The organism is Thermococcus marinus, assembly GCF_055389025.1.
Genome location: NZ_AP042417.1, coordinates 1,912,039 through 1,935,829, shown reverse-complemented (window position 1 = coordinate 1,935,829; position 23,791 = coordinate 1,912,039). Strand labels below are relative to the sequence as shown.

The window sequence follows — 23,791 nt, the reverse complement described above, 5'->3', positions numbered from 1 at the left end:
CATGGCCCAGGTCTTCAGTGATACCCTTGAAGAGGCAATGGCGAGGAACCCCCACCTGCGCAAGTACATCGACCAGTTTAGGAAGAAGTACGGTAAGGTGCCTGAGTTCCACGCCCAGCTCAGCAGGGACATGAAGGACATACCCTATCCCAATATAATCTATCCCGTAGGAGACCCTATATTTATCCACATCTATGGCGACCCCGCCACCGCCGAGAAGCGCTACATCGTAATTGAGCCCAGAATTGAGAGCAAAGAGGAAGAGGAGAAGTACAATAAGATCAGGGACAAAATCCTTGAGCTGGCCCCGACGAGGGACATCCCTGAAGACCAGGAAGAATTCGAAAGGTTCCTCGATGCCCTCTTTGATGAGGCCGTTCTCAGCTTAGTCAAGTCCGGCAAAGGCGGTTTGATGGGGAGGGGTCAGAGGTTTTTAGTGACCAAAGATGAGATGGAGAAGTTCCGCTACCTCATAAAGAGGGACATCATCGGTATCGGGCCGCTGGAGCCCATAGCCAGGGATCCGTACATTGAGGATATCCACATCATCGGTGCGAACAACGTGTCCCTCGTCCACAAGATATTCGAGATGATGCAGACCAACATAACGTTCGGTGACGACGTCAAGCTCGCCGACTACTTCAAGAACATTGCGGAGCGTATTGGAAGGCCCGTCAGCGACAGGAACCCGATAGTTGACGGTGCACTTCCGGACGGCTCCCGTATAAACATCATCTACTCACCGGACATCTCCATCAAGGGACCGAGTGCCACAATCCGTAAGTTCTCGGCTACTCCGATAAGCATTACCCAGCTGATAGCTTGGGGCACGCTGAGTGCAGAGGTCGCCGCTTACCTCTGGATAGCCCTTGAGTACGGTATGAGTGTCTTCGTCTGTGGTGAGACTGCGTCCGGTAAAACCACCCTCCTTAACGCAATCATCCCGTTCATCAAGCCGAACTCAAAGATATACACTGCCGAGGACACCCCTGAGGTTCAGGTTCCGCACCCAGTGTGGCAGCGCCTTATAACCCGTGAGCGCGGCCCGGAGGAGAGCAGGGTCACGCTGTTTGACCTGCTGAAGGCGGCCCTCCGTTCGAGGCCGAACTACATCATCGTCGGTGAGATTCGTGGTGCCGAGGGTGCCATCGCGTTCCAAGCAATGCAGACTGGCCACCCCGTCATGAGCACCTTCCACGCGGGTGACATTAAGAAGATGATACAGCGTTTCACCGGCCACCCCATAAACGTCCCCATAACCTTCATTGACAACCTCAACATAGCGGTCTTCCAGCAGGCGGTTTACATCAAGGGTAAGTTCCTGAGGAGGACCGTCAGCGTCGTCGAGATTGAGGGATACTACGAGGAGCTTGGCGGTGTCGCGACGAGGAACGTCTTCGAGTGGGATCCGGTGGCGGACAAGCACATCTTTAGAGGTTTCAACAACTCGTACATCCTCGAAAGGAAGATAGCCGAGATTGCCGGTTACGAAGACCCGAAGGATATCTACAACGAGCTCTTCCTGCGCGCGAGGATTCTGCAGAGGATGGTCGAGCTGGGCATAACGAACTACTGGGACGTCTACAAGGAGATTAAGGCCTTCTACCTCAAGGGTCTCGAAGGCTTAAGCTTCAGGGTCTGAGGTGGTGCCGATGGCCAGCGACAACATCAACATTTTCACCAAGGCCGACCTAAACATGGAGACTTACATCAGGAAAATACTCCTGCCTTACCTGGGACTTTCAGCGGTTCTCTTCATTGCGATAGGTGTCCTGTCAAGACTTTTGCCTATTCCAGATGCCTTGAGAGTGTTGATGTTCCTAATCCCTGTTATACTACTTATCTACGCTGCTGTTTACCCATACGTGGTGGCTGATTCGAAGAAGATTTCAATAAACTCCAGAATGCCCTTTTTTATTACATACTTTGCCGTTCTCTCTACGAGCGAGATGGGTCGTTCGGACTTAATCAAGGTGCTTTCCCAGGACCCCAAGCTCGGTGCGATAGCGAGCGAGCTGAAGAAAGTCCACACGATTGTCAATAGGCTCCACCTTTCGATGCCCGAAGCGTTCCGCTTCCTCGCGAGGAGGACTCCAAGTCAGATGTTCTCCGATTTTCTCGACAGGCTGGCGTACTCCCTTGACAGTGGTGTTGACTTAAAGGAGTACCTCTTCCAGGAGCAGCAGACCGTTATGGATGACTATCAGACCTTCTACGAGGGTGCCCTTTACGACCTTGATATCTTCAAAGAAATTTACGAGTCAATTATCATATCGGTCGTGTTCATAGCGTCTTTCGTCATTATAGGCCCTATAATCACGGGCATGGACATAGGCAAGATGGGCCTTTATGCCGTTGCCTTAATCCTTGCCGCTGAGGTTGGAATACTACTTGTCATCAAGTTCAGGATGCCCGAAGACCCGATATGGGCCGAAAGCAGGGGGGTATATGACCCGCGCAGGGAGAAGATAAAGAGGGCGGCGATATACTCTGCCATGGGTGTTGTTATCACTGCTCTCGTTTACTTGGTTCTGATACGTCCGCGTTTTGCCCTCCCGGCACCCTTCGCTCTGGCCCTAACACTGACTCCCCTATACTACCTCGGCCACGTGGTAGATAAAGAGGAGAAGTCCATATTCCGAAAAGACGAAAACTTCCCCGCCTTCATTAGAAGCCTGAGCTCTTCCCTCGCGGCCAGCGGTGCTTCTCTTGTACTGGTTCTAAAGTACCTGAGCGCCCATGACTTCGGTTCGCTCACGGAGGACATCCAGGCACTCTACAGGAGGCTTGCGGTTCGCGTTGACAGGGACAGGGCGTGGGACTTCTTTATCACTGGAACCGGGAGCTGGCTTATTGGCATATTCTCGGAGATATTCAGGGAGAGCCTCAGAATGGGTGCGGAGCCTGATTATGTTGGCATTGTCATCAGCAGAAACTTTGAGAGGCTCGTCCGCCTCAGGAGGAAGAGGCAGCAGAGCGTAGCGAGCTTTATAGGAATAATCTACGGTCTGACTGGGGCATTTGCATTCGCCCTCGCGGCGTCTTTCCAAGTGGCCGTCTCGATAAGCCAGCTCTTTTCCCAGATGAACATGGAACTCGCCAACCAGTACATCGGTGACATTATCCATGTAATCCCTCCTTCGGGCATAACGTTCCTTATGTACATGATGCTCACCATGATGGTTCTCCACTCCCTCCTGTCAAGTGTCGTAATCAAGCTCGCCGACGGCGGGCACATCCTTGGCTCTGCGAGGTACTTTGTCATACTCGCTTGGATATTCGCGGTTGGAATGTACCTCGGCCAGACCCTCATGGAAAAGATGATGGGTCTCGGTGGGGGGAGTGCTGAGATAGTTGCATATCTCCTGACTCTCGCGGGGGCAATTCTATGAAATAAACTTGTTATTGCTTTGTTTGTTCTGTTGTTCTGTTTTATTTGTTGAGGCTCATTGCTTACGGGGCGTATCCGGCTTTTTCTCGCTCCATGCATCGTTTACAGTAAAAACTCCCTGACGTTTCCTATACTGCAAAGGCGCTCTGGTTTGGTGTTGGGTTTGCGCTCGGTGCTGGTGTAATCATAGCGATAGCCTGGTATCTGGCCAGAAAGTCGTGAGCCTTTTATTCCCTTTTTCCAAAGACTAAACGGGGGTTCCTATGAACCTCGATGAGCTGTGGGGGAGAACTGTTGAGAACCTTGTCCGCGAGGGCATTATAAAGAGCGAGGCCGTTAAGCGGGCCTTTCTCAAGTACCCGCGCTACCTCTTCGTTGAGGGGAAATACCGGAAATACGCCCACTTAGACGAGCCCCTACCGATACCTGCCGGGCAGACCATAAGTGCCCCCCACATGGTCGCGATAATGCTCGAACTCGCCGACTTAAAGCCTGGAATGAACGTCCTCGAAGTTGGCACGGGTAGCGGCTGGAACGCCGCCCTTATATCTGAGCTCGTGAAGACCGACGTCTACACCATCGAGAGGATTCCCGAGCTGGTCGAGTTCGCGAGGAGAAACCTTGAGTGCGCCGGGGTTAAGAACGTCCACGTGATTCCCGGCGACGGGAGCATGGGCTTCTCCCCGAAGGCCCCATACGACAGGATAATCGTGACCGCTGGAGCCCCTGACATACCGAGGCCCCTTGTGGAACAGCTCAAGCCCGGTGGAAAGCTCATAATTCCCGTTGGGAGCTACCACCTGTGGCAGGACCTTCTTGAGGTTATCAAGCTCGAAGACGGTTCGATTAAGGTAAAGAACCACGGGGGCGTTGCCTTCGTGCCCCTCATCGGGGAACACGGCTGGAGGGAGTAGGCTTTTAAGCTTCCTTTCTGCCTCTTTTCAGGTGGTAAGATGGTCAGGCTCATAGCTTTTGACGTCGAGGGGACACTTGTAAAGGCGCGCTCAAGCTGGGTCGAGCTCCACAAGAAGTTCGGCACGTGGGAGAAGGGAAAGGAGTACGCGGAGCTCTTCTTTGCAGGAAAGATTGACTACGCCGAGTGGGCTGAGCTCGATGCTTCACTCTGGATTGGGCGAAAAAAGGGAGAAATCCTTGAGTGGGCCGATTCGGTGGAGTACAACGACTACGCCTTCGAGCTCGTGGAGTTCCTGCGCGAAAACGGCTTTAAGGTAGTCCTCCTTTCGAGCGGGCTGATGTGCCTCGCCGGCAGAGTGGCGAGAGAACTTAAGGCAGACTACGTCTACGCAAACGAGCTAATATTCGAGAACGGCAGGGTCGCCGGCGTCATCCCAAGGGTAGACTTTGAGGGGAAGGGCGCGATACTCAGAAGGCTCAAGGAGGAGCTCAAACCTGAACTGACGATAGCGGTCGGCGACGGCTTCAACGACCTCAGCATGTTCCGCGAGGCGGACGTGGCGATAGCGATAAACCCGCACGAGGGCGTTGAGGGCGACCACGTCGTTGAGAGCCTGAGGGAAGTGCGGGAAATAATTGAAGGACTGATAGGGGGTCGGTGAAGGGCGTGCTCCTCACCGCTCGGCAAAGCAAAAGCTCGTCATCCCCCTGTCGGCCCGGCCGGAACCCCCGGTTCACGATTCCCCAGGGAGGGCGGGCGCCGGGCCGGTGGAAAATTGGAAAAAGGCCTTAAAACTTTAGAGGCCCATGAGCTTGAGCTCAAGCCACCAGAACAGGTCGCCGATGAAGTAGCTTATCAGGAAGCCGAGGAATATCGCCGGCGCGAAGGGCATCGCTTTCTTCCTCAGGAACTTGTTCTCCAGCTTTCCTTCCTCCACGAGCCTCTTAAGCTCTTCAATTTGCTCCCTCGTCAGTCCCTCGGCGCTCGGTGAGGCGATGACCTTTTCATAGCTCGGATTGAGGATTGAAATGTCCGCCCTCAGGAGCGCGACCTTGAGCCTCTCGAAGGGGTCTGTCCTGTCGCGTCCGATTTCCCCGTCCTTCTCGAAGATGGTTTCTCCCAGTATGTCCCACTCCCTGAGCTCCTCGACCGGAACCTCCTCGATGAGGACGTTCCTCCTTATGAACTTGACGAGGGCAATGAACACCTTGAAGGCGTAGAGGAACGCGAGGAGCCTCAGGAATGCCACGAGGGCGCTTTCGGGCGAGAGGTAAATGAGGTACACCAAAACGAGGGCGCCAGCAATGTCTCCCGCTCTTCCAAGCTTTCCGAAGATGGTTATGAGTGCTATCGTGAGGAGCCAGCTGAGGACTGGGTTAATCTGAAGGCCGAGCCCGACCATTAGTATTGTCCTGATTCCCAGGGCCCCCATAATCCAGAGGGAGGCCCTCAGAGTGGTGCCCGCGCCTGAGACGAATATCTCTCTGAGCTCTGAGAAGCTCCTTTTCACGAGTATAACGCCCAGTGCGTAGATGAAAATGAAGGGGAACACGGCGATGAGCCCGTTGAGGAGGATTGCCACAGCGTAGAGGGGGTAGCTGGTGTAGTATGGTGCAGTGACTTTGGCAGTGTCAGGAGGGTACGGCAGGAGCGCCGAGAAACCGGCCAGAATGAGCGCGTCACCGCTCGCCCAGGCCCCTATGTAGAACAGGAGCAGACCCAGGGCCAGGCCCACGAACAGGGATATTATGCCTGAGAGCGCGACCGGAATGTTGCCCTCGCTGAGCCCCCTGTAGAGGTAGTAGATGATTCCAATCTCAACGGCGGGAATTGGTAGCTTGACGACCCAGTCCGGCAAGGGCACTTCTTCGTCGTCTTCTTCCCACCCAAGGAGCTTTCCGATGAGCATCAATATGACTGAGACGTGGTTGTCAAAGATAAAGCCCGTCTTCAGGTCTGTATAAGAGGTCACCAAACCCATAGCTAGCCCTGCTAGAAGCGGAATCAGCTCCATGCTTTCACCTCACAGGTTTTCAAGGATTTCCTTTCTGACGTCCTTGATGTATGTGGTAATGTCCCTGTTGAGGTTCTTAACCGAGTCCAGGACTACCTTTGCCGCTATCGAAACGAGCACGAGAACCGCCGCGAGCATGAACAGGTATTCCAGTGCAGTCTGGGCCCTTCTCATGGTTCACTCCCGATAAGGTTACGTCCCAAAGCCTTTAAAAGTTTCCCCGAATTTTCTCCGGGAGCGAAAATGAAGGTTTACAGACTGTTCGTTCGAGACGAGTACCTCGACTTCATAAAGTCGGGGGAAAAGCGGATAGAGGTTCGTGTGGCATACCCTCAGCTCAGGAAAATTCAGCCCGGGGACAAGATAATCTTCAACGATTCAATTCCCGCGGTGGTTACTGGAGTCAAGCGCTACGAGACTTTTAGGCAGGTGCTCCGCGAGGAGCCGATAAAGAAAATCTTCCCTGACGAGCCGAGCTTTGAGAGGGCCGTTAAGAGGTTCCACAACCTCTACCCCAAGTGGAAGGAGAACCGCTACGGGGTCATAGCCATAAAGTTCAAGCTCGTCGGTGAGGGGAGATGAAGCACCTCGAATTCGACGGGCGTTACGCGGACGCTATACTGAAGGGTAAGAAGAGGGCCACCGTAAGGCTGGGCAGAAGGCCGAGCCTGAAGGAAGGGGACGTCGTGCTGATACACGCCGGCGGCTACGCCCTGGGGAAGGCGGTAGTAGAGAAGGTCGAGACCAAGACCGTGAAGGAGCTCACCGATGAAGACGCCTTCCTCGACGGCTTTTCGAGCAGGGAGGAGCTTATAAGGGCGTTGAGGGAGCACTACAAGTACGTCAACGACGACTCAAAGGCCCACGTCGTGGTCTTCCGTCTCGTGGAGAAGTTCGACAAACCGGTGATGAGCTCGGACTACGCCTACGAGGGCAACCTGCCGGTGGAGATAGCGGAGAAGGCCCTGAAGTACCTCGATTTGCCTAAGGAGGACAGAAAGCTCATAGAACTGTTCCTCAAGACTGGTAGTCTCAGGAAGGCCGCCTATCGGCTCGGCGGACTGAACAAGCGCTACCTGATAAGGGACGCACTGAGAAGGGCCTACGAGGAACTGAAAAAGAAGGGAATCATGGGGCCGAAGCTTTAACGCTCTCTAAGAGTGTTATCGTTTCCTTTCCCTCGACATCTCTTTTGATGGCTGAGAGTTTAATGGGCATGAGCTTGAAGGTGTTTCTCCTAATAAGGTGCCTGAGAGCCCTTTCAAACTCCTCAAGCTCCTTCTCGCTGGTAAAGTCCACCTTGGCTATGAAGTCATACTCCCCGTAGAGCCACTGCCCGCTGACGGGGAGCTTTTCAAGAACCTCGTCCCTGACGCCCCAGACAAGGAGTATTGCCTCGATACTTCCCACCCCATCAAGAAGAGTGCAATCCTGCGATAAAAGCCTTTCTCAACTTCTTCCGTCAAATTTCCAACTATTCGAAAAATTTTCGCAGACGGTTCGTCTCTCCGGCGGGAACCGTTTTAACGGCTGGCTTCAAAGGAATTAACGGTGGTGACCGTGAAGGCCGTCTTCTTCGACTTTGTCGGGACGCTGATAACGAAAAAGGGTGAAAACGTCACTCACCAGAACATTGTGAAGGAAGTCCTCAGGAGGGCAGGCCGGGAAGACCTCGACTACCTGAAGGTCTGGGAGGAGTACGAGAAAGAGAGCTCCGCCCTCTTCAAAGAGCTCGCCGGCAAGCCCTACGTCAAAATCAGGGACGTTGATACCGATGCCATGCGCAGGGTTGCCGGGCGCTACGGCTTTGAAGTTCCCGAGGACTTCTGGGAGATAAGCATCGCGATGCATGAGAAGTACGGGGAGCTCTTTCCCGATGCCGTTGAGACCCTAAAGGCCCTCAAAGACCTCGGCCTCCACGTGGGAATCATAACCGACTCCGACAACGACTACATAGAGGCCCACCTGAAGGCTCTCGGCATCTATGACCTCTTTGACTCGATAACCACGAGTGAGGAGGCCGGCTACTACAAGCCCCACCCCAGGCCGTTCCAGCTGGCCCTTGAAAAGGCCGGGGTCGAGGCGGGCGAGGCTTTGTACGTTGGAGACAACCCTGCCAAGGACTGCGTCGGGGCAAAAAACGTTGGTATGGTGAGCGTCCTTCTTGACCCGAAGGCCGAGAAGATGGAGCTCTGGAGCAACTGCGACTTCGTCGTTTCAAAGCTGGGTGACGTCATTGAAATCGTGAAGGGCCTAATCTGACCTCCTCCCTGCCGTTCACGGCGAGGGTTCCAACGGTTTAACCTCTCGCCATTGATGGGGAGGTTTGCGGGCTCATAATCTACTCCCGTTGCCGGTTTCGGTTCAGCCCGCGGGCCGGGTCTTCGGCCCGTTACCCCTACCGCGCAGAGCGGTTTGGGGTTATGGTTTAGAGGCCACCGTTCAGAGTTTTCAACCGCTCGAAGGCGGTTTTTGAAGAGACGCCTAACGGCGTCTTCCTCCCACCGTAGGGAGGACACAGTGAAACCCCTCATCTCATCGGGTTGTTCTTTGATGGCCTTTTCAGGGTCTTATTACATTGCAAGAGTTCAAAAAGGTTTCTATTCGAATGCCGAATTTTAGAATCTCTGCATCCCCACCCTAAAGGGCGAGGCTTTCACGAGGTAAAAATGATGGAGAAACGGGGTCGGTAACGGCAGGGCTCTTCATCGGAACCTCAGATAGCGAAATTCTCGTCATTCCCCTTTTCCACTTCTTCACTTAAGCCTCTGGTATGCGGCGTAAAACCTCTGGAAGACCGTTATCCAGGCGAGTATTCCCACGAGGTAGACGCCGTACTTTGCGTATTCAACCCCAATGAACGAGAAGGCCATCAGTATTATCAGCCTCTCTGCCCTCTCGGCTATGCCGACGGCGAGCTTTCCTGAGCCAGCTAACTCGGCCCTGCAGCGCTCGTAGCTCACGAGATAGCTCCCAATGAGGGTCAAAAACGCCACGCGCCAGTCCACGAGGCTTCCCAGGGCTATCCCGAACAGCACAGCCCCGTCGCTTATCCTGTCGAACGTCGAGTCAAGGAAGGCACCGAAGCGGCTCGTCTTTCCAGTGAGCCTCGCAAGAGTGCCGTCAAGGGCGTCAACGAGGGAGCCTATGAGGAGAACCAAAGCGGCCAGTCTCGGCTCGCGGAGGGAATAGAGATAGGCCGAGAGCAGGCTGAGAATGAGGCCGAGAACCGTCACGGTGTTCGGCGTGAGCCCGGCCTTTGCGAGGGGTTTAACTATTGCCTCAAGATAGCCCCTGACGTTCTCGCGGTACTTGTTGAGAACCATCTCCACCGCCTCTTTACTCAAGCTGGACGACCTTCTTCCCCCTCTCCTGCGGAATGATTTTGAGCTTCGCCCCCTCGAACTCCTTCCTGAGGCCCTCACCGTCGAGGAGCCTGTCGAGGAAAACCGCCAGCGCCGCCACCTCGCTGTGGGGCTGGTTGCCAACTGCCACGTTGTAGTGGGCCAGCTCATAAACGTCTCTCGGAACCTTCTCGGCGCCGACCACGACGAGGATGTTCTTTCCGGCCTTCAGCTCTTCCTTCAGCTTCGGCATCGCGTCGTCAACGTGGATTCCGTACATCGTGAGGTGGACGATTACACCCTTCTCGCGCCACTCCTTCAGGATTTTCTTCCAGCCCGGGTCGAACTCTATCTCGAAGGGGCCTCCCCACCTCTTAACGACGTCCTCAACGCTCTCCCTTACGTGCTCGTCCTCTTCCGCCGCTATGATTATTTTGTCAGCCCCAAAGGCCCTCGCCGTCAGGGCCACGTGAGTGGTAATCCTCTTATCCCTCTCTGGCCTGTGGCCGAGTCTTAGCACTACTATCATGGCACCTCACCGATGAAGATTTTCCAGTAGTACGTGAAGTCCTCGCGCCAGGGCAGGTCATGGTAGAACTCGTAGAGGGCTTTTATGTTTTTCTGGATTTTGTCTACCTCCCATTCCGTTAGTACGTAGTTCAGGCTGGCATCGTTCGGTGCCGCTGCGAAGAGGAAGAGCGCGTAAATCCTCTCCTGCCCATTGAGGCCGTTCAGGATGCGGTCAAACTTGGAGCGGAGGGAGGGCCGAACTCGGTCTGTTATTACCTTCGTGAGCCTCTCCTCAAGGTCAGCCGTGAACTGGCTGGTAATGTCAACGTGTCCGTGGGAACCCTCCTCGTACTTAAGCGCCACGAGGCGTTGACCTTCCCTAGTCGCGAGCTGGTAAACCCTTGGGAAGTAGGGGCTGGCAAGGTATTCGTCCAGGGTTCCGATAAATCCGTGGCGGAAGTCGACCACGTACCAGCCGTCGCTGGTGTAGAACTCCGTGATTGGGCGGGAGGTGCAGTCGGTGCCGTCGTACATGCTCACGACTCTCGCTGGGACGTTTATTGACCTGAGCATCGCGGTTATCAGAACCTGAGCTTCGTGCGGGCTTATTGAATCCTGCCTGAGGAGCTCCTTCGGGTTGAGCGTTCTCGTTGTCCCCGTGAAGTTGTAGGTGGTTCTAATCCATTTATAGAGCTCAAGGGCCGCATGGTATTCCGAGCTCGCGTCTCCCACTATCGAGAGGGTAGCGGGTCTAAACGCCGTCGCGTTGAATATGGAAGTCGAGTTGTACTTCTCTTCCCAGTACCTGTCAACGATGTGTCCGCTGGAAGTCCATGAGTACTCCTCCCCGTAGGCCTCCATTAGCTGGTCGAGCGTCGCTTCCCACGGCTTCCAGATGACGTGAACCCTGAAGCTCTTTGCCATGCTCTTTTCCGCAGTCCCGATGCGGTACTGAATGAGAACCGAGACGAAGCCCTCGCGGTAGGCATAGGGTGCCTTGAAGGTGTAGCTGAGGGTTACGCTTTCCCTCGGCGGAATGAGTGCCGGGGGAGTTGGGGCGCTGAGCATCTTCATGCCCGGCAGGGGCGCGAAGCTTACCTTGAGAAGCTCGATGCTCTGGTCGTGTTCGTTGGTCACCGTGATGTTCACGGGTATGTTCTCTCCGCCCCTGACGAATTCGGGTGCACTGACGTCTATCTTGAGCTTGACAGGGACGTTTTCTTCTTTGGAAACGGCGATCTTGAACTGGCCGTAAAAGCCAGTCCAGGTTCTTTTGAGTTCGTCTTTCAGCTCAAGGGATACCTGAAGGGGGTACACCCCAGGCTTAGGGGGTGCGCGGACTATCCACACGAGCTGGACGGCTTCCCTGACCTTCAGGACGGGTGGGAACCTAGGCTCCTGGACGATGTAGAAGTTGTCGTTGCCGAGTATCAGCGTTGCCCCGACAAGGCCGACCTTTCCGGTGTTGTTGATGGTCACGATTATGTGGAACGTCCCTCCCGGTGGCACGTTGGTCTTATCAATGGAGAATGTGACCTTGGCGGGCGGCTTCACGAGACAGCCAGATGCGAGCACGATGAGTGCAATTGCCAGAAAGACCCCCACTCTCCTCACGTTCATCTCCAAACCCTTTAAAGCCTGGACCGTTAATAAGCTTTAGGTGGTGGCGATGATAACGCTGACGACGGACTTCGGCCTGAGGGGCCCCTACGTCGGCGAGATGAAGGTGGCGATGCTAAGGATTAACCCGGACGCGAGGCTCGTTGACGTGACCCACGCGGTTACGAGGCACTCGGTAATCGAGGGCTCCTTCGTTATGGAGCAGGTGGTTAAGTACTCCCCCCAGGGGACGGTTCACGTCGGAGTCATAGACCCCGGCGTCGGCACCGAGAGGAGGGCGGTTGTGATCGAGGGCGACCAGTGGCTCGTCGTTCCGGACAACGGTCTGGCAACGCTCCCGCTTAAGCACCTAAACGCAAAGCGTGCCTGGGAGATAGACCTTGAGCGGATAAAGCGCTTCACTGGCTGGAGAATAAGCTCTACCTTCCACGGCAGGGACGTTTTTGGGCCGGCCGGAGCGCTCATTGACAAAGGGGTTCACCCCGAAGAGTTTGCCAATGAAGTCCCGCTCGACTCCCTCGTTAAGCTTGACATCGAGCCGAGGAGAGAAGGCGACCTCTGGTCGCTCAAAGTAATCTACATAGACGACTTCGGCAACGTCATACTCAACCTTGAGGACTACGAAAGGCCGAAAGCCGTTGAACTGCCTGATTTCGGGCTTAAAATCCCTTACCTCAACACCTACGGCCAGGTGGGGTCCGGCGAGCTTTTGGCCCTGCCCGGAAGCCACGACTACCTTGAGATTGCCGTGAACCAGGGGAACGCGGGCGAGAAACTCGGCCTGAAGGTCGGGGATGTTGTCAGGGTGAAGCTGGTTTAGAAAGTGTTTTGAAGAGACGGAACGAACTTTTAGCGGGTGGGAAAATGGGAGAAATAACCCTCCGTGTTCGAGTTCCCGACGGTATGGAAAAGCTGTTTGAGAGGGAGGTCATGGCAATAATTAAGACACTGAAGGGGAGGAGAGAGAAGCCAAGGGTTACCCTGGACGATGTTTTTGGCATCGTCAAGAGTGAGAAGAGCGCTAAGGAGCTGAGGTTGGAGGCCTATGAGGAGCTCTTTGGTTGATTCCTCCGTTATTATTGAGGCTTTAAAGGGCAACCCAACGGCAAAGCGATTGATCCAGTCGCTCGAAAGCGATCCGAAGTTTATAAACCCCATAATCTTCAGTGAAGTCCTGTTCGTTTTTCTGAAGCTCGTTACTGGAAAGAGTTACCTAACACTTAGGGGCAATCCCAAGGAAATTGAAAAACACAGGGATAAGCTTGAGAAAGTTTATCTCTATCTCAAGGACAATTTTTCCGAGCTTCCCCTCACGGAAGAGATAGAGGAGAGGGCGTTTGAATTTATTCTGAACTACGGCATGCTTCCCAACGATGCCCTAATCCTTTCAACGGCGAAGTTTTATGGAGTGACACTCGTAACCCTTGACGAGGACTTTTTGTATCCTGCCCGTTCTGAGAAAGTGGAGGCCATAACTGGTGATTCGTTCGCTGAAACTGAACGAACCATTCAAAAGGATTGAACGAGGTGATTAACAATGGTCAAACGCGGTCTCTTCGTTGGCCGTTTCCAGCCTGTCCATAACGGGCATCTGAAGGCGCTTGAATTCGTCTTTTTGCAGGTTGATGAGGTCATCATAGGAATCGGAAGCGCCCAGGCAAGCCACACGCTCAAGAACCCCTTCACGACGAGCGAGAGAATGGAGATGCTCATAAGGGCCCTTGACGAGGCGGAGTTCCCCAAGAAGCGCTACTATTTGATTCCCCTCCCGGACATAAACTTCAACGCCATCTGGGCCACCTACGTGGTGAGCATGGTTCCGCGCTTCGACGTCGTCTTTACCGGGAACTCTCTGGTCGCTCAGCTTTTCCGCGAGAAGGGCTACGAGGTCATCGTCCAGCCGATGTTCAGGAAGGACATCCTCTCGGCGACCGAGATAAGGAAGCGCATGGTCGAGGGGCAGCCCTGGGAGGAGCTCGTGCCCAAGAGCGTGGCCGAGTTCATCCGGGAGATAAAGGGCTGCGAAAGGATAAAGATGCTCGCAACCAACCTTGAGAAGAACGAGAAGGAGCTCCAGGCGCCGATAAGGATTCCGGAGTTTTAGACGCTTCTAGTAACTTTCTTTTTCATACCTTTTTCTCTTTGGTTTTAAACCTTTAGTTGATAATTGTTGCTTTTAAAAAATTTTTAAGTTTACCTGCAGTTTTATATTGTTGAACATAACTTTGGAGGTGATGTTATGGAGCCCGAAGTAAATGAATCTACATATGTGGTGGGAGTCCTGGAAAAAGTTGCAAAAGTTGGGGCATGTGGACACTACAATGAGGATGCTGGAACATTTCTCCAGCTCCCACAGATTCATATTGAAAAAAGTTGAGAGGGGGATTTATATGAAACTTTCTTCCATTTTTTCTATGCCAAATGAAGAATTTATCAAATATCTTGATGGGTTATTATTAAGAAAAGAAAATAATGGGGGTTTACTGTTCCTGCCCAAACTAAAAGCTCCCGTTGTTGTTACAGACAAGGGGTTAGAAATAGCTGGCTATATAAAGGAGCATCTCATTACGTATGGTAACTTAGATTATAGTGCTCTTGTGAACACATTGGAGTATAAAGGGATTTCTAACTGGGAACTGGATTCCTTTCTTAATGCAATTAAATTGGCACTTGGAGAGTATGGAAAGTACGTGGTTAGTATAAATCCAAACAAAACCTTTTCCTCCAAGAACTATCCAAAAATAGGGGATCCAAAAATCAGCTCTATTATACCTCGCCCTAAATCTCCAATACGTTTGGTGTGGGAGATAACTAAAAATTGTAACTTCTCTTGCAATTTCTGCTATGTATATGGTGACAAAAATGTGGGAAAGGACCTCTCATTTGACGAGATGTGCAATATAATAAAGCAGGCTAGCGACATGGAGGTATTTTACTTTGTTTTGCTTGGTGGTGAGCCCCTTCTTAGAAAGGAGTTTTATAGTATAATTAGAGAAATCCGAGAATATGATATGTACTCTACTGTAATAACTAACGGTTACTTGATAAAGCAACAGTTAGCTGCATTGAAACTAATGCCTCCGATGCCCGTGGTAGTAAGTTTACATGGTAATCCAATGGATTATGCGAAATACATGAACTTAGACGATTTGAGTATTGCTAAAAGAATATTTAATCAAATTGTTGAGAACATCAGGCTATTGAGGAGTGAGAATATTGAAGTGCATATCAAATCTGTTGTTAGTACAATCAATATTCAAAATCTATGGGATCATTTAGTTCTTCTGGATTCATTGGGTGTTTCGCACGTAACCCTACTTCATTACCTTCCAATTGGGAAAGGGGCCATTAATAATAAACCTGCACTTTTGACCCCAAAAATGTTAGTTCAGTTTTTTGAAATCGTGGATAAAGCAAATAGAGAGTTGGATGTATCCGTGGACTATCGTCCGTTTATCTCCATATATGCTCCTGCTCTAACACCAGAATTTAATTATGATAACTGCCCTACTGGAACTATGGACTTGAGAATTAGATATGATGGAAAGGTAATCCAGTGTAGTGGTGTTAGGGATATTTTCCTCGGAGATCTTAGACAAGAGCCTCTAAAACGTATCTGGGAAGACGCCTTAAATAGGAGGGATTTAACTAAATGTCCCTTTGTATCGGGCAGGTTTCCACTAGAGCTTCCAGAATACTCATACCACTTGCTTGAAGAGTGAGGGGGTGTTTCTATTCCCTTTCCTCCCCATCTTTCCAAATCGCTGAACTCAATCTCTATGAAAATGATTCTGGTTAGCGTTGTTATCTTTTACAGCAGAAACATCATAACGCCTGTTCTCACAGTTTACTTCAAGGATGCCCTTGGTCTGAGCTATTCACAGGTTGGCTACCTGTATTCGCTCTATCTTCTCGTCATGTTTGCAACCGACGTTTTTACAGGCGGAATTGCCGACAGGTACGGAAGAAGGAAAACCCTCGCCATCGGTCTGCTCCTTTACGGCCTCAGCATGGCACTCATAGGTGCTTTCCGTAACTTCTTCGTATGTGCTCCAGCCTATGCCCTTGCCGCTCTTGGTTCTTCCTTCATCTCGGGGACCCTTCAGGCTTGGTACTTCACAGAGGTCAAAACCCGGGGTTTGGAAAGGAATGAGGCCAAGAAGGCCTACGGTTTGTTGAGGTCGATAAACAGTGCGAATTCACTCCTGATAGGTATTATCACTGCCACAATCGTTGCTCTCACAGGGATGAGGAGTGTTTTCTACGCCGCGGCCGTCCTGAACTTTCTCGGGGCCCTTCTTGCGGTTCTCCTTCTTAACGAAAACTACGGAGATAAGGGGAAGAGTATCCTGTCAATAGTTGGGGAGGGTATTTCCTTCATTATCCACACTCACATTCTGCGCTACCTTTTTATCGCGGATATGCTCTTTACATTCCCTCACTTACACTTCATATACGTGTGGCAACTATACTTTACCAACGTTCTTAACCTCAAAGTGGAAACTCTTGGCTTGCTCTACTCCCTGAAATCCGTGATGGGCATATTGGCAGGATTTCTGATTTTGTGGGTTGGAAAGGGTAAGAAGGAATCCCACGCTCCGCTGTTTAGGGTTTCTCTTTCATTGATGTTCCTCTCCTATCTGCTGTTCGCTGGAATGCACGCCAAAATTATAGGTGTCTTGGCACTGGCTCTATACTCCCTCGGAGAGGCGATTTACTTCACCGGTTACACTCTCTTAATCAATGATGTCATTCCAAACGAGTACCGCAGTACAATAATCTCGACGAGGATGAGCGCCTCCGCTTTGGTTGGCGCCTTGTTCTACGCTCTAATTGGCAGATTGGTGAATTTTTCTGGACTCGTCGGAAGTTTTGCCCTTATGATACCTGTGTTTGCTCTCCTTGGCCTCATTTACATATGGGTTTTTAGAATGGTGAGCACTTAACTTAATATTCGGAGGCAAAGAAATGAAGCTAACCTTCACCCAGCTCCGCGAAGAAGTAAAGTACACCGCGAAGCACATTGGGCTTAACCTGATTTCCATCCCCTGGGTAACGGCGACAATCTACTGGTTGTCCGGCTGGTTTCCCGTTTCGAGCGGGACAATCGTCGGCCTATTCAGCATTTCACTCGCCATAATGTTCCCGCTCTTCTTCAGCGGGGCAGTTTTCCGGGAGAAGCTCCTGGGCATTCACGAACTCCTCCTCTCGCTTCCGTTCCCTCCCACGCGCCTCTTTATTCTCAAAACGCTTGCCGGATTCGTCATTGAAGTTATTGGAGTTCTCTTGGGAAGCTTCGTCGGACTGCTCCTTGCTTGGCACAGCGGAGTCCACGTTCCGTTGACCATCATGCTCTCCGGACTGCTGATTTCGAGGCCCCTGCTCTTCACCTTCACTTTCTTCGTGATTCTAACAACGCTTCTCTTCCAGTCCGCGTGGTTCAACGCCGTGAAGGTTGCAGTGGGTTTTGTGGCGTTCATCGTTCCCCTATACGTCCCGCGATACTTCGGAAACGTTCTGTCTTTGAAGCTCGCTCTGGTCATGTCTCTAATCCTTTCGGCGGGGATTTCTATTATTTCTATCTTAATCGTGAGGTCTCTGGGTGACGGCCTCGTAGAGAGAATGGTGCTGATGTGAGGTGGTTCCATGATAGTCTTTGAGAAAAGGCGGGGATGGAAAGAACCCCATTTGGGCTCCTGTCCAATACGGGAAAACCCCTGGGGGTGGAAAAATGGGATTAACATGGACTCAACTTCCTGAGGAGATTAAATACACAGCGAAGCAGTTCGGATTCTACCTCATCGGGATTCCCTCTGTGGTAGCGGTTGTTTACATGTTCGCGAGCTGGACCCCCCTTCCGAGCGATGCAATCGTCGGAACGTCGAGCTTCTCCATTGCCGTCCTGATTTCCCTTTTCCTAGGTGGTTCGGTTGCCAAAGAGAAGCTCCTTGGAATCCACGAGGTGCTCCTCAGCCTTCCATTCGATCCGGTTAAGTTTATCTCCATGAGAGCCCTCGCGAGCTTCATTATTGGAATCGCGGGAATTGCAGTTGGAAGTGTCGCGGGATGGTTCATAGCCCTCCACGTGGGCACTCCAATATCATTAACAACGGTGTCCATCGGGATTCTAATCTCAGTCCCGGCGCTCTTCAGCTTCACGTTCCTCATAATCCTGATAACACTCCTCTTTCAGTCAAAGTACCTCGACGTGGCAAAGCTCATAATTTTCTTCACGGCATACTTTGGGCCCGCGTGCATTCCCAAATACTTTGGAGTTGGCTTCTCATTGGAGATTGCACTTGTGTTATCGCTCCTGATGTCCATGGGCGCACTTGCAGTCTCCTACTTGATTATTCACCCCCTCGGAGAAAGACTCGCCGAGAAAATGGTGCTCGTCTGAGGTGATTGCATGATTGTCCTCGAAAACGTAAGGAAGAGCATAGCCGGGAAGGAAGTCCTCCGCGGGATAAGCTTAACCGTAAAGCCGGGTGAGATCCACGCATACCTGGGCCACAACGGGGCAGGCAAGACAACGACCTTTCGGCTGATTCTCGGTCTTCTCGTCCCGGACTCCGGTAGGGTGGAAGTCCTCGGCGTTGATCCTCTCAAGAACCCTGAAATAAGGGGGAGAATTGGTTACCTGCCCGAGTACGACCTCCTCTACCCCAATCTCTCAGTGCGAGACAACCTCAGGCGCTACGCCCTGCTGAAGGGAGTTTATGACGAGAGGGGGCTGAGGGAGCTCCTTGAGTTTTTTGAGCTCGAAGAATACACAGACAAAAAGGTTTCCTCGCTCTCCAGTGGGACGCAGAGGAGGGTAGCAATGGCGAGGGCCTTTCTCGGAAGCCCAGAAGTCTTAATCCTCGACGAGCCCACGAGGGGCCTCGACCCGGAGTGGAGGCTTAAGTTCAAGCGGTTCCTGAAAGAGTATGCGAGGAAGAATGACGCCTCCATCGTTTTCTCGACGCACATCCTCAGCGACGTCGATGAGGTCTGCGACACCGTGACGGTAATCCACGAGGGACGGGCTCTCTTCTCCGGAAACCTTGAGGAATTCCGGAGGAGCGCACCAACGGAAGAGGCCGTCCTCGTGAATGTGGCCGATGTTGAGAGGGCCATCGCGGTTCTCCGGGAGAAGGGCTATTCCCCGGAGGTCGTGAGGGGTTACATAGCCCTGAAGAACGCCGAGCCATCGGAGATAAACGCCCTCCTTGTGAGGGCGGGCCTGAAGGTTGAGGAGGTCAAGAGAAAGGAGCCGAGCCTTGAGGAGGTCTACGCGATGCTCTACGAGGGGTGATTTGTGGTGCGTCCCTGGGAAGTCGCCCTCGGAAAGTTCCTCAAGCCCTGGGAAGAAAACGAGGTCGTTGAGGCGGCTTTGCTCACGGGAACTCGGAACCGAGAACGCCGAGGCTTTGATAACTCATGTCCTTGAGAAGATGGGCGGTTTCAACATAGATGGCTGGAGGCTGAGGACGAGGGTTTAATTTTCTCCTCAATAATTCCCAGGATGTCTTCAAGAGAGATTTCTTTTGAAGGCTGTACGTTGTCCTTGGAGCCAACGTGCTTGTGATGTGGAAACGTTTCGATGCCCCTGTGATGCGGTGCGTTGTCCCATCTGATTATCAGGTTCCCGTTTCTCTGCCATTGGAATGAGTAGTTGTACTCCTCCTCTGACACGAATTCCCTGATATGAAGAGCGCTCCCATCTACCAGAACCGCCTTGATTTTCAGAAAATAAAAACTCTCCCCCTCCTTGTAGTCAAGGATTTCGTAGCTTTTGACCACCGGGCTACCATCAAGCAATTCTAACTCTCTCAGCATGTTCAATCTCCTTGAGCCTCTTTTTAAGCTCCTCAAATTTTCTGACGTAAGCCTTCCACTCGATGTAGTCGTCCCAGGCTACAAAGGACTCTTCTGAATCCTTGAGTTTCTCCTCAAACTCTCTCAGTGTCATCCCGTACTTTCTCTCAAATGCCCTGATTCTCTCTCGTATGGGGGCAAGCTCCGAAATTATCCTCAGCTTCTCATAGATTAGGAGATCCCTCTTTGACACAATGATTTCACTCATCTTCATCACACTCTTACTTCATCCTTTTCTGATAAATATCTTTCCTCGCCAGCACCCAGAACATCGCCCCGGCAATCAAAAACAGCACCAGACTTGCACCATAAGGCAACGTCGCGTGAATGCTTGCTAAAGCTCCGGCTATGGCTGGCGTAAATACGCCGAGGAGCTTCCGGTAGCTCGATATCACCGCGTGGAACTCGCTGGCCTTCTCTTTCGGGATTAACTTGAACATCCAGGAGCGGTAGAAGGGGAACCAGAGCGTGCTCCCGAAGTCACCGAGAGCATAAACAGCCAGCGCCACCCAGAAAGGCGGGGAGAGCGCCATGACCAGAGCATAGAAGGCGTTGATGAACATGCCGAGGCCGATGGCCTGGAATCCTTTCTCTTTTGGAACCCTCTCGCTGGCGTAGGTTCCTATTATCGAGGCAATGCTGGTGGCGCAGGCTATCAGCGTCACCTCGAAGACTGTCTTATGAAGCACGAAGATGACGTAGTTAATCAGCACGATTTCAGGAGCTAAGGACCAGGCGAGCGTCAGCAACGCCTCAAAGGCAAGGAGGAGCTTGAACTCACCGGCCTTGAACGTGAAGCCCTTCTGACTGATGCGCTCCTCCCTGCCGACCGAGGGCAGGAAGAACCATATGTAGGCCACCGTGACGGCCGAGAAGAGGCCGAAGAATATGAACGCCCAGCGGTAGCTCTCCGGCCCTGGATAGACGTAGCCGAGGAGGTAGCCCATAATCGGAAAAGTAATCAGTCTCGATATCTCGGGCAGACGGAGGTGCCAGGCGAAGATTTCCTCGTATTTGTCCTCTGGGTAGATTACCTGCTCGTAGGCGCGGTAGAGGGGATAGAGAACGGCGGAGAGCTTCTCGATTGCTCTCCCTGCAAAGAGCATGAGTGGGGCAACCGCACCCTTTGCGAGGCCGTACAAAACGTAGGCGATGCCGTCGAGTATGTCTATCGCGATGAGGCCCTTCTTGATGTCCCAGCGGTTGAACAGCCTGCCGAAGAGGTAAGTTAGCGGAATTGCGGCGATGTTGACTGCTGTAAAGAACGCCCCAACTTCCAAAATTGAATAGCCGGTTTCCATGAGGTAGAGCGGGAAGAGTGTCCAGACTATCAGGCCGGGAGCGATGAGCGTGTGGTAGAGCATGTATGCCCTGGCTTCCCTCGGAATCTCACTCCAGCGCATCTGAAGCCCCGTTCATATTACAACTGGAGTCTTTAAACGTTTCTCAGACACTTGGCGTAAACCAGCACCGCTCGCCCTCTCATGAAGACTGCGGGCTTGCTAAACGCACTCACCGGCTTAATTTCTCAAGAAGCTTTAAATGGAGTTCCCCCAAGTTCGGATGGCGGTCAACGTGCTGAGAAAACTGCTCCCACTCACGACATTTTTCATCGTCCTTTTGGTTATCTTCGCGCTGCTGTTCGTCAATCAAACCCCTAACCTTCCGCCCTGCGAGGGCAACGCCACCTATACCCTCGCTCCAGGTGCCAACGGCTCCCTCGGTGTCCTGATAGTCTACATGGATCCGGGCATAAGCCACGAGAGGGCGGAAGCCGTTTTTGACGCGGCAAAGAAGGTGGGTACGAAGTGGGTGAGGATAGGCTTTATCTGGGCGCTGGCCGAGCCCTTACCAGGGGAGTACAACTTCACCGAGTTCGACTGGATAATCAACGCTGCACTCCAGAGAAACCTCTCCGTGCTTCCCGTCGTGATGTTCACGCCTAAATGGGCCTCGGGAAAACCGGACGCGAAGGACTACTACCTCTACCCGCCGGCGAAGGACGAATACCTCCACGATTTTGCAAAGGCCCTGGCCATGCACTATCGCGGGAGGGTAACCCACTGGGAGCTCTGGAACGAGCCTGACATGAGGGGTTTCCTCAAAGATCCTGACGGGGACGGCTCGACCGCCGATGACTACGCGGAGATGCTGGCCCACTTCTACGGTGGTATAAAGGCCGGAGACCCGGATGCAAAGGTCGTCCTCGGGGGGCTTGCCAATTCGAAGGTCGAGCCCTCCTGCGAGAAGGACTATCTCCGGAAGCTCCTGAGCGACCCGGACTTTCCAGCGTGGCAGAACTTCGACGTGGTGAACATCCACACGAACTTCCTGAGCCCCGAGGATATAATTCAGGAAATCCGGGAGACCCGGGCGATTCTACATGAATTCGGCCTCGAAAAGCCCCTCTGGATAACGGAGACGAGCTACACTCCCGTCAAAAGGTTCCAGATTCTGCCGTGCTATCGGGGAGAGGAGGGGTTTGACCGCTACGTGCACGACGCGCTCGTGGTCGAGCTGAACGAAGGCGCCGAGGTGGTTTTCTGGGCGGCCCTCCATGACTACGGGCCCGACAGGCCGGAGAGCGACCCATACAAGTACTCAGGGCTCTACACCTACGACCTTGAGCCGAAAAAGGCGGTGGAAGTGTTTAGAGAGTTGAGCGAGGAGCTGGGCAGATAGGGTGTTTCAATAGCCTTTCCTAACCACCTCTCAAATCAACTTCTTCCTAAACACCAGAACGTTCGGCTCCTCCGTTTCGTCCCACAGAAACAGCCCGAGCCTTTTAATGCCGGGTAGGAGAGGTTTAACACCGCTCGGGAGCATTACCTTGAACTCCTCGCTCCCCCTCTCGCGGGCCACCCACGCCATAGCAGGAAGCATCGCCTTGAGAGTTGCCAGGCCGACGTCGAGGGGCGTGAAGGTCGTCCCCTTCTTTGAGACGAGGAAGCGGAGACCGTTGAGGTCGTAGAAGTCCGCGTTTTTCCTAATCCACTCCAGCGCCTCCTCGCTTCTCTTCACGAAGCGCCAGCCGACTGGGATTGTGCCGAGCGTCAGGTCTTCCATTCCCGGCTCAATTTTTTCTGGCTCTTCCGGTTCAAAGTCCCCCACTTTGGCCCCGAAGTTGAAGAACTTGGCCTTGATGTGGAAGCCCGTTTTCTGCGCCATCGAGATGGTGTGTTTGTTAAGGAAGTCAGTCGTGAACTCAAGGGCTTCAATTTTCCTTTCCCTCGCGAGCCTCTCACCGAGTTCGAGCAGAAAGCCGTGGAGCATCTTTCCATAGCCCCTGCCCCTGTAGCCGGGGTGAACCCTGAGGCCTTCCATCCAGCCGACCTTCCCGGGGAGAAAAGTCAGCTTCGCCGTGCCGATGACCTTTCCGTCCAGCTCAAGCACGTAGAAGTTTCCATCTTCAAGCCACTCGTCGAAGACCCTCGCGAGGTAGTCCTCGCCGTCCCAGGTGAGCCTCGCTATCTCCTCGATGAACGGCCTGTCCTCAGGTCTTGCCTCGCGGATGAGCATGAACATCACCATGAGAGGGTTGGAGAAACCTTTTAAGGTTCTTTCGTCATTACGAGTGGTGATGTTAATATTGCCAATTTTAACTTACCTCAACTTCAATCACATCCCAGCTCTTCCAGCCTTTCTCTCCAAAGGCAACTATGTAGAGATAATAGGTCCCTGCTTTTTGAGGTGCTATCCCAACCTGAAACTCCAAAGTTTCGTTGGGCTTTAACCAGAACTTCTGTGGGGTAATTTTGACGGTCAACCCTTCAACCTTCGAGAGTTTTCCAGCCATGTAGCTCCACGAGTCCTTTGGAGTCTTCGGACCGAGGTACACCTTCAGCGTCAAGTTCCCGTCGTAGTAGCATGTGGCCTCTCCTACTTGGTACTCCTTTCCGGTGATGTTCCCTTTTACCTCGGCTTGCTCTCCCGCGTGAACGACAATCTTCCTTTTGCTCAGTTTAATTAACTTGGTATTGAACTCTCCATACGCCGGGTGCATGCATTTTTGCATTGATGTGTTATCATTTGAAGTCTTTTCGGGCATAGACAAGTTTCTGCCTACTATTGCCACCCCAATAACCGCTAAAAATAACAAAAGTAAAAGTACGAGAGCATTAGACTTCTTCATGGGT

General features: G+C 52.6%; 30 protein-coding genes. 19 read left to right on the top strand and 11 right to left on the bottom strand.

The genetic code is table 11. The features are described 5' to 3' along the window. The first annotated feature begins 1 nt into the window (after window position 1). From ACZ5ER_RS10795 to ACZ5ER_RS10780, 4 genes are all read left to right on the top strand, one after another. Window positions 2–1,642 (top strand): type II/IV secretion system ATPase subunit, encoded by a 1,641-nt coding sequence (locus ACZ5ER_RS10795; protein WP_050003877.1) that lies wholly within the window; start codon window positions 2–4, stop codon window positions 1,640–1,642. 10 nt (window positions 1,643–1,652) lie between these two features. Further along, entirely contained in the window at window positions 1,653–3,392 is a 1,740-nt protein-coding gene (gene flaJ, locus ACZ5ER_RS10790) for an archaellar assembly protein FlaJ (RefSeq protein ID WP_464935215.1), read from the top strand. Window positions 3,393–3,654: 262 nt separating this feature from the next. Then, window positions 3,655–4,305: a protein-L-isoaspartate(D-aspartate) O-methyltransferase gene (locus ACZ5ER_RS10785; protein WP_050003874.1), complete on the top strand. Its 651-nt coding sequence runs from the start codon at window positions 3,655–3,657 to the stop codon at window positions 4,303–4,305. A 39-nt stretch (window positions 4,306–4,344) separates the two neighbouring features. Continuing rightward, the gene (locus tag ACZ5ER_RS10780; protein WP_050003873.1) at window positions 4,345–4,968 is read left to right on the top strand and encodes an HAD-IB family phosphatase; all 624 of its coding nucleotides are present in this window, start codon (window positions 4,345–4,347) and stop codon (window positions 4,966–4,968) included. Between the two features lie 135 nt (window positions 4,969–5,103). Here ACZ5ER_RS10780 and ACZ5ER_RS10775 read toward each other — a convergent pair whose 3' ends face one another. Then, a complete protein-coding gene (locus tag ACZ5ER_RS10775; protein ID WP_464934449.1) occupies window positions 5,104–6,321 on the bottom strand; it encodes an A24 family peptidase C-terminal domain-containing protein in 1,218 nt (405 codons plus the stop codon). A 9-nt stretch (window positions 6,322–6,330) separates the two neighbouring features. After that, window positions 6,331–6,495, bottom strand: a complete 165-nt coding sequence (locus tag ACZ5ER_RS10770; protein WP_081947251.1) for a class III signal peptide-containing protein — start codon at window positions 6,493–6,495, stop codon at window positions 6,331–6,333. Window positions 6,496–6,564: 69 nt separating this feature from the next. Here ACZ5ER_RS10770 and ACZ5ER_RS10765 point away from each other — a divergent pair, with 69 nt between their 5' ends. Both ACZ5ER_RS10765 and ACZ5ER_RS10760 read left to right on the top strand, forming a co-directional pair. After that, complete coding sequence (locus ACZ5ER_RS10765; protein ID WP_050003871.1) at window positions 6,565–6,903, top strand: ASCH domain-containing protein; 339 nt, start codon at window positions 6,565–6,567, stop codon at window positions 6,901–6,903. Next, on the top strand, window positions 6,900–7,469 hold the full coding sequence (locus ACZ5ER_RS10760) for an ASCH domain-containing protein (protein WP_050003870.1): 570 nt from the start codon (window positions 6,900–6,902) through the stop codon (window positions 7,467–7,469). The genes ACZ5ER_RS10765 and ACZ5ER_RS10760 overlap by 4 nt, the downstream gene beginning before the upstream one ends. Here the strand turns inward: ACZ5ER_RS10760 and ACZ5ER_RS10755 are convergent. Then, window positions 7,450–7,731 (bottom strand): hypothetical protein, encoded by a 282-nt coding sequence (locus tag ACZ5ER_RS10755; RefSeq protein ID WP_144244863.1) that lies wholly within the window; start codon window positions 7,729–7,731, stop codon window positions 7,450–7,452. The two genes, ACZ5ER_RS10760 and ACZ5ER_RS10755, sit on opposite strands and share 20 nt — an antisense overlap. Before the next feature lie 150 nt (window positions 7,732–7,881). Here ACZ5ER_RS10755 and ACZ5ER_RS10750 point away from each other — a divergent pair, with 150 nt between their 5' ends. Further along, on the top strand, window positions 7,882–8,583 hold the full coding sequence (locus ACZ5ER_RS10750) for a TIGR02253 family HAD-type hydrolase (protein WP_464935214.1): 702 nt from the start codon (window positions 7,882–7,884) through the stop codon (window positions 8,581–8,583). 494 nt (window positions 8,584–9,077) lie between these two features. On the opposite strand, the gene pgsA is transcribed toward ACZ5ER_RS10750, so the two are convergent. Genes pgsA through ACZ5ER_RS10735 form a run of 3 tightly spaced genes read right to left on the bottom strand, consistent with a single transcriptional unit; the run spans window position 9,078 to window position 11,795 of the window. Beyond that, window positions 9,078–9,647, bottom strand: coding sequence for an archaetidylinositol phosphate synthase (pgsA, locus tag ACZ5ER_RS10745; protein ID WP_050003868.1), 570 nt, complete (start codon window positions 9,645–9,647; stop codon window positions 9,078–9,080). 13 nt (window positions 9,648–9,660) lie between these two features. After that, a complete protein-coding gene (locus ACZ5ER_RS10740) occupies window positions 9,661–10,194 on the bottom strand; it encodes a tRNA (cytidine(56)-2'-O)-methyltransferase (protein WP_464934448.1) in 534 nt (177 codons plus the stop codon). After that, the gene (locus ACZ5ER_RS10735) at window positions 10,191–11,795 is read right to left on the bottom strand and encodes a transglutaminase domain-containing protein (RefSeq protein ID WP_464934447.1); all 1,605 of its coding nucleotides are present in this window, start codon (window positions 11,793–11,795) and stop codon (window positions 10,191–10,193) included. The genes ACZ5ER_RS10740 and ACZ5ER_RS10735 overlap by 4 nt, the downstream gene beginning before the upstream one ends. Window positions 11,796–11,844: 49 nt before the next feature. On the opposite strand from ACZ5ER_RS10735, the gene ACZ5ER_RS10730 reads away from it, so the two are divergent. From ACZ5ER_RS10730 to ACZ5ER_RS10680, 11 genes are all read left to right on the top strand, one after another. Next, window positions 11,845–12,615 carry an SAM hydrolase/SAM-dependent halogenase family protein gene (locus tag ACZ5ER_RS10730; RefSeq protein WP_464935213.1) on the top strand — a complete coding sequence of 257 codons (771 nt, stop codon included), beginning with the start codon at window positions 11,845–11,847 and terminating at the stop codon, window positions 12,613–12,615. Window positions 12,616–12,659: 44 nt separating this feature from the next. After that, entirely contained in the window at window positions 12,660–12,860 is a 201-nt protein-coding gene (locus ACZ5ER_RS10725; protein WP_050003864.1) for a hypothetical protein, read from the top strand. Window positions 12,861–12,909: 49 nt separating this feature from the next. Further along, entirely contained in the window at window positions 12,910–13,317 is a 408-nt protein-coding gene (locus ACZ5ER_RS10720; RefSeq protein ID WP_265100828.1) for a type II toxin-antitoxin system VapC family toxin, read from the top strand. 15 nt (window positions 13,318–13,332) lie between these two features. Continuing rightward, window positions 13,333–13,899, top strand: coding sequence for a nicotinamide-nucleotide adenylyltransferase (locus ACZ5ER_RS10715; RefSeq protein ID WP_464934446.1), 567 nt, complete (start codon window positions 13,333–13,335; stop codon window positions 13,897–13,899). Window positions 13,900–14,034: 135 nt separating this feature from the next. After that, entirely contained in the window at window positions 14,035–14,172 is a 138-nt protein-coding gene (locus tag ACZ5ER_RS10710) for a hypothetical protein (protein ID WP_158506650.1), read from the top strand. Then, complete coding sequence (locus tag ACZ5ER_RS10705) at window positions 14,117–15,517, top strand: radical SAM/SPASM domain-containing protein (protein WP_158506649.1); 1,401 nt, start codon at window positions 14,117–14,119, stop codon at window positions 15,515–15,517. The genes ACZ5ER_RS10710 and ACZ5ER_RS10705 overlap by 56 nt, the downstream gene beginning before the upstream one ends. 63 nt (window positions 15,518–15,580) lie before the next feature. Then, window positions 15,581–16,741 carry an MFS transporter gene (locus ACZ5ER_RS10700; RefSeq protein WP_158506648.1) on the top strand — a complete coding sequence of 387 codons (1,161 nt, stop codon included), beginning with the start codon at window positions 15,581–15,583 and terminating at the stop codon, window positions 16,739–16,741. 22 nt (window positions 16,742–16,763) lie between these two features. Then, the gene (locus tag ACZ5ER_RS10695) at window positions 16,764–17,432 is read left to right on the top strand and encodes a hypothetical protein (RefSeq protein ID WP_464934445.1); all 669 of its coding nucleotides are present in this window, start codon (window positions 16,764–16,766) and stop codon (window positions 17,430–17,432) included. A 94-nt stretch (window positions 17,433–17,526) separates the two neighbouring features. Continuing rightward, entirely contained in the window at window positions 17,527–18,195 is a 669-nt protein-coding gene (locus ACZ5ER_RS10690) for a hypothetical protein (protein ID WP_050003858.1), read from the top strand. Between the two features lie 9 nt (window positions 18,196–18,204). Beyond that, window positions 18,205–19,092: an ABC transporter ATP-binding protein gene (locus ACZ5ER_RS10685; RefSeq protein ID WP_227738728.1), complete on the top strand. Its 888-nt coding sequence runs from the start codon at window positions 18,205–18,207 to the stop codon at window positions 19,090–19,092. Between the two features lie 3 nt (window positions 19,093–19,095). Beyond that, window positions 19,096–19,227: a hypothetical protein gene (locus ACZ5ER_RS10680; RefSeq protein ID WP_265100827.1), complete on the top strand. Its 132-nt coding sequence runs from the start codon at window positions 19,096–19,098 to the stop codon at window positions 19,225–19,227. Between the two features lie 14 nt (window positions 19,228–19,241). Here ACZ5ER_RS10680 and ACZ5ER_RS10675 read toward each other — a convergent pair whose 3' ends face one another. Genes ACZ5ER_RS10675 through ACZ5ER_RS10665 form a run of 3 tightly spaced genes read right to left on the bottom strand, consistent with a single transcriptional unit; the run spans window position 19,242 to window position 21,058 of the window. Then, complete coding sequence (locus ACZ5ER_RS10675; protein WP_464935212.1) at window positions 19,242–19,616, bottom strand: toxin-antitoxin system TumE family protein; 375 nt, start codon at window positions 19,614–19,616, stop codon at window positions 19,242–19,244. Next, complete coding sequence (locus tag ACZ5ER_RS10670) at window positions 19,591–19,869, bottom strand: hypothetical protein (protein ID WP_227738727.1); 279 nt, start codon at window positions 19,867–19,869, stop codon at window positions 19,591–19,593. Before ACZ5ER_RS10670 ends, ACZ5ER_RS10675 begins: the two co-directional genes overlap by 26 nt. Before the next feature lie 7 nt (window positions 19,870–19,876). Continuing rightward, window positions 19,877–21,058 carry an MFS transporter gene (locus tag ACZ5ER_RS10665; RefSeq protein WP_464934444.1) on the bottom strand — a complete coding sequence of 394 codons (1,182 nt, stop codon included), beginning with the start codon at window positions 21,056–21,058 and terminating at the stop codon, window positions 19,877–19,879. A gap of 160 nt (window positions 21,059–21,218) precedes the next feature. Here ACZ5ER_RS10665 and ACZ5ER_RS10660 point away from each other — a divergent pair, with 160 nt between their 5' ends. Further along, on the top strand, window positions 21,219–22,337 hold the full coding sequence (locus ACZ5ER_RS10660; RefSeq protein WP_464934443.1) for a beta-galactosidase: 1,119 nt from the start codon (window positions 21,219–21,221) through the stop codon (window positions 22,335–22,337). Window positions 22,338–22,367: 30 nt separating this feature from the next. Here the strand turns inward: ACZ5ER_RS10660 and ACZ5ER_RS10655 are convergent, their stop codons facing one another. Together ACZ5ER_RS10655 and ACZ5ER_RS10650 are read right to left on the bottom strand one after the other, a co-directional pair. Then, on the bottom strand, window positions 22,368–23,180 hold the full coding sequence (locus ACZ5ER_RS10655; protein WP_464934442.1) for a GNAT family N-acetyltransferase: 813 nt from the start codon (window positions 23,178–23,180) through the stop codon (window positions 22,368–22,370). A gap of 73 nt (window positions 23,181–23,253) precedes the next feature. After that, complete coding sequence (locus ACZ5ER_RS10650) at window positions 23,254–23,787, bottom strand: hypothetical protein (protein ID WP_464934441.1); 534 nt, start codon at window positions 23,785–23,787, stop codon at window positions 23,254–23,256. Window positions 23,788–23,791: the final 4 nt, after the last annotated feature.